The sequence below is a fragment of the Mycobacterium sp. genome, assembly GCF_035603715.1.
In the GTDB taxonomy this organism is placed as follows: domain Bacteria; phylum Actinomycetota; class Actinomycetes; order Mycobacteriales; family Mycobacteriaceae; genus Mycobacterium.
The window spans coordinates 1-4,910 of record NZ_DATNJW010000677.1 but is presented as its reverse complement, the minus strand read 5'-3'; the positions used below and the strand labels follow the sequence as shown (position 1 = coordinate 4,910).

The 4,910-nt window shown below is 64.4% G+C and carries 4 protein-coding genes and 1 other RNA gene; 3 read left to right on the top strand and 2 right to left on the bottom strand.

What is annotated here, in order from left to right; translation table 11 throughout:
* Positions 1-229: 229 nt before the first annotated feature.
* Positions 230-598: a transfer-messenger RNA gene (gene ssrA, locus VN856_RS27230) on the top strand.
* A gap of 60 nt (positions 599-658) precedes the next feature.
* Here the strand turns inward: ssrA and VN856_RS27225 are convergent.
* Positions 659-1,681: an alpha/beta hydrolase gene (locus VN856_RS27225; RefSeq protein ID WP_325695106.1), complete on the bottom strand. Its 1,023-nt coding sequence runs from the start codon at positions 1,679-1,681 to the stop codon at positions 659-661.
* Positions 1,682-2,010: 329 nt separating this feature from the next.
* Between VN856_RS27225 and VN856_RS27220 the strand changes: the two genes are divergently transcribed.
* Complete coding sequence (locus VN856_RS27220) at positions 2,011-2,253, top strand: hypothetical protein (protein WP_325695104.1); 243 nt, start codon at positions 2,011-2,013, stop codon at positions 2,251-2,253.
* A 408-nt stretch (positions 2,254-2,661) separates the two neighbouring features.
* Complete coding sequence (locus VN856_RS27215; protein WP_325695102.1) at positions 2,662-4,050, top strand: wax ester/triacylglycerol synthase family O-acyltransferase; 1,389 nt, start codon at positions 2,662-2,664, stop codon at positions 4,048-4,050.
* 96 nt (positions 4,051-4,146) lie between these two features.
* Here VN856_RS27215 and VN856_RS27210 read toward each other — a convergent pair.
* The coding region (locus tag VN856_RS27210) for an SPFH domain-containing protein (protein ID WP_325695101.1) at positions 4,147-4,910 on the bottom strand (764 nt) is incomplete at its 5' end.

The window sequence follows — 4,910 nt, the reverse complement described above, 5'->3', positions numbered from 1 at the left end:
GGGTCAGATCCGACCGCCAGCATCCGGCTTGATGGCCTGCTGTTCACCCGGTTGGCCGGCGGTCGCACCGACGACACCACCGGTATCGAATACGACGGCGACACGGAAGTGGGCTCGCGCGTGATCGAGCATGTCAATTTCGTGATCTGACCCGAGGTGCATGGTCGCTGACCTGCTGTTAAAAAGCGCGTACTATTAGTTGTCTTGCCGAAAATCGGCAGGGGTGCGAGGGGCTGAACGGTTTCGACTTCGCGCATCGAATCAAGGGAAGCGTGCCGGTGCAGGCAAGAGACCACCGTAAGCGTCGTTGCAACCATATAAGCGCCGATTCACATCAGCGCGACTACGCACTCGCTGCCTAAGCGACTGCGTGTCTGTCAGACCGGGAGCGCCCTCGGCCCGGACCCTGGCATCAGCTAGAGGGACAAACCTACGGGTTCGGTCGCGGGGCCCGTGGGGACATCAAACAGCGACTGGGATCGTCATCTCGGCTTGTTCGCGTGACCGAGAGATCCGAGTAGAGGCATAGCGAACTGCGCACGGAGAAGTCTTGAGGGAATGCCGTAGGACCCGGGTTCGATTCCCGGCAGCTCCACAATGGAGACGCTGGTCAAGGCCAAAAGCCTTGGCCAGCTTTCTTTTTCACCACATGTTTCGCCTAGGCCTGCACAGCCCGAGCCCGTGGTGGCCTGGCTTTTCGGTCGGTCGCCTCGCGGATGTAGTCCCCGATCTGGCGCAGCGACCGGGTGGCCTCCGGCACCATTGGCGTGGCGATCTGGAACACGTGCATTTGGCCGGGCCACACCCGCAGCTGGACCGGCACTCCCGCTGCGGCCAGCCGCTGCGCGGCGAGCCGGGCGTCGTGCAGCAGGACCTCGGAACCGGATACATGGATCAACGTCCGGGGCAGACCGGCCTCGATGTGGTCGAGCGGTTCGTAGATCTCCTCGGGGTGCCCGTCCACGATGTGACGCTGGGCCGCGCTGGCAATCAGGTCGACGAATGCGTCAAACACCTTGGCCGGGAACATCGCATCGGTGCCGATGTTGGGGTGTGCCTGCTTGGGGGCCTTGGTGATCTGCATCAGCGGTGACATGCAGACGATGGCCGCTGGTTCCTCGCCTTCGTCGAGCAGCCTCTCGGCCAGCGCGAGTGACAGGTAGCCTCCGGCGGAGTCGCCGGCAAGAACGATCTGCTCGGGTCCGTAACCCTGGCTACGCAGCCACCGGTATCCGTCATAGCAATCGTCGATCGCCTCACCGATGGAATGCTTGGGCAGCATCCGGTAGTTCATCACCAGCACGGGGCTATCGGCGTAGTTCGACAACTTGGTGACGAGCCGGTCATGGGTATTAGCGCCGCAGGTCAAGAAGGCGCCGCCGTGCATGTACATCACCACGCGCCGGGTGCCATCGGCAGGCAGTACGCCGGCGGCACGGACCAATCGCGCAGTGCAATGCGGCAACCGGATCGAGGCGCGAACGGTGCCGGGTGCGGGCGTCACGGCCCCAGCGGCGAAGTCGACGAGGCCCCAGGGCCAGGGCACATCGAGGAGGTAGCTACCAATTGTCAGGGCTGGCCGGATGGTAACCCGAGCGGCGAGCCAGGCGAGCCGGCCAGCGACGCTCGCGTCAGCCTCCACGATTTCCCGAACCATCCCTGAGCCCCGCCGGTCGAACATGACCGACGTCCGCCTACGAGCCGGACCGGCAGCGTGTTCGTCGATGCGTTCATCAACGCGATCACGGTCGCCAATGTCCGCGTCCGATCGGTCGCGTGCGGCACGCAGCGCATTACGCTCGCCGACTGAGAGTCTGCCCGACCGCAGCCGCTCAGTGGCGATTGTGCCCGGCGTCGATGCCCTGGTCGCGGCGTACATTGGACCTCCAGTAATGGATGAGGTGCCATACCGAATATCACACTCTGTGACTATCGCATACTTTTCGTATGTTTAACAAGGATTCCAATAACTTGTAGTATTCGAGTCGGTGGCCTGCCACGGCGATCCCGTTGAACCGTCCTCAGTGTCACAACGCGCTCGATCGTGAGGTGTCGGCCGAGCTCGACTCCGCGGTCAAGGAGATCTCAGTCGACCGGGGCAGTTGCATCGTGATCATTCGCGGGGCCGGTGACACGTCCTGCGCGCCGGAACCCAACCGTTCCCAGTGGGGCATGCCGGAGATCAACTGGGACATCACCCCGGGTTCGCGCTGCGGCGAAAAGCCAAGGAGTGGAACCTCATCGGCCGTCTAGACCTTCACGCGAGACGCTCCGCACGTTCGCGCTAACCGCAAATCTCGCCTGAAACCTCGCTTCGTATTGACAGTGCGTCAATACGATTGGGCCGGGCATTGCCCGTCAATCGCTGGAATTTCCGCTGTGTCAAGAGGATTGGGGATGTCGGCACCCGAAACCTTTCAATCGAGCGTCGATAAGCGCACAATGGTGTCGGCGGATTTCTCAACGAATTTTCACTCCTGAGACTCGGGACAGTCGTCTTTATGAGCTCTGCGCCCTTTAGCCAGGACCTGAACGGTTTCGCCATCGAGTTCTGACCGTGATCGTGTGGTGCCGCCGGCCCGTCTTCGATCGCATCGCCCCGGCCGGCAGTCCTGCTCGACTGGCGGCCATGACCCCGGTCGACCGGCGGAAGGGAAATGTATGCAACGGCTCAGCGGGATGGATGCCAGCTTCTTGTATTTGGAAACGCCCTCACAGCCGCTGCACGTCTGCGCGATCTTGGAGTTGGACGCCGCGACAGTGCCCGGCGGGTACAGCTTCGCTCGGCTGCGCGAGGAGCTGGGCGTGCGGATCAAGTCCATCCCCGAGTTTCGGCAGCGGTTGGCCGACAGTCGGCTGAATCTGGACCATCCGGTGTGGGTGGAGGACCACAGTTTCGATCTGGACCGGCATCTGCACCGCATCGGGCTGCCGGCGCCCGGCGGGCGCGCTGAGCTGTCGGAGACCTGCGGGCGCATCGCCTCCCTGCCCCTTGATCGCGGCCAGCCCCTGTGGGAGATGTGGGTGATCGAGGGGATCGCTGGCACCGACGCCCGGGCGGGTGGGCGGCTGGCGGTGATGACCAAGGTGCATCACGCGAGCGTGGACGGGGTGGGCGGCGCGAACCTGCTGTCGCAGCTGTGCGGCACCGAACCGGACACGCCGGCGCCGAAGGCGGTGGACGGACCCGGGGACACCAACTCGGTGGGAATGGCGGTGCGGGGCCTGGCGAAGTTCGTTGCCCGGCCACTGCAGCTGGTCACTGTGGTGCCGATGACGGCATCAACGATCGTCGACACCGTTCGCCGGGGGCGCAGCGGGCGGGCCATGGCGGCGCCGTTCCGGGCGCCGCACACCCCGTTCAACGACTCCATCACTCGCCGGCGCAATATCGCCTACGCCCGCCTGGAGTTCGACGACATCAAGACGATCAAGAACAGGTTCAATGTCACGGTCAACGATGTGGTGATGGCACTGTGCGCCGGGGTGCTGCGCAAGTTCTTGCTCGATCGCGGTCAGCTGCCCGAGACCTCGCTGGTGGCCACGGTGCCGGTGTCGGTGCATCAAAAGTCCGACCGGCCAGGCCGCAACCAGTTGACGGCCTTGTTCTCCCGCCTGCAGACTCAGATCGCTGACCCGGCCGACCGGCTGCGGGCCATTGCGCACGCCAATGGGGTGGCCAAGGAGCACAGCGCGGCGATCGGGGCGACGCTGTTGCTGGACTGGGCGCAGTTTGCCGGGCGGGCGCTGTTGGCTCCGGCGGTGGGACTCTTCGCCAGTGCGGTGCTAACCCGCCGACCGGTGCACAACCTGGTCATCTCGAACGTGCCGGGACCGCAGGTGCCGTTGTACTTTTTGGGCTGCCAGGTCAAGGCGATGTACCCGCTTGGACCAATCTTCTACGGCACCGGCCTCAACATCACGGTGATGTCGCTGACCGGCAAGCTTGACGTCGGGATCAACTCATGCTGGGAACTGGTGCCCGACGTATGGGACCTGGCCGACGACTTCGAGGTCGCCCTGCAGGAATTGCTCACCGCCGCCGCGTGATCCGCCCGAGTACCAGCTCGATCGAATAGGTGGCGACTTGGCCAGCTTTTCTTTTCACATGCTCCGCTGTTCGAAGAATCCTGCCCCGACCCTTCGTTACGGGCGCGATGCCGCGGTCTGGTGGCCGTTGGCCTCGGTCGCGCCTTGGAGTGCATCGGCGGCGGCTTGTGCTGCCTGAGCCGCGTCGGCGGCAGCGTGCGCTGCCAAGTCGTCGGAGGAGGCTTCGCGCGTGGCCGATGACTTGGGCAGCGCCTGGGTGAAGGCGCGGGACACGTCTTGCAGGGCGGAGGTGAGCTCGCTGGGAATTACCCAGAACGTGTTTCCCGGGCCCTGGGCCAGCTGCGGCAGCATCTGCAGATACTGATAGGCGAGCAGTTTGGGGTCGGGGTCGTTGCGGTGGACGGACTGGAATACCTCGTCGATAGCGCGGGCCTGGCCCTCGGCCTTGAGGATCGCTGCGGTCCGGTTGCCCTCGGCCCGCAGGACGGCGGCCTGCTTGTCACCCTCGGCGGTGAGGATCTGAGACTGGCGTTGGCCTTCGGCGCCCAGGATTGCCGCACGCTTGTCGCGCTCGGCCCGCATCTGCTTCTCCATCGCGTCCTTGATGGATTGCGGCGGGTCGATGGCCTTGATCTCTACCCGGTTGACCCGCAGCCCCCACTTGCCGGTGGCCTCGTCCAGCACGCCTCTGAGTTGGCTGTTGATGGTGTCGCGGGAGGTGAGTGTGCGCTCCAAGTCCATGGACCCGACGACATTGCGCAGTGTGGTGACTGTGAGCTGTTCGACGGCTTGCAGGAAGTTGGCGATCTCGTAGGCGGCTGCGCGCGCGTCGGTGACCTGGAAATAGAGCACAGTATCGA

What these genes read in the sequence shown, in the direction of transcription:
- VN856_RS27225 (WP_325695106.1), bottom strand. Translation starts at nt 1,681, where the DNA reads ATGTTCGACCGGCGGGGCTCAGGGATGGTTCGGGAAATCGTGGAGGCT.
- VN856_RS27215 (WP_325695102.1), top strand. Translation starts at nt 2,662, where the DNA reads ATGCAACGGCTCAGCGGGATGGATGCCAGCTTCTTGTATTTGGAAACG.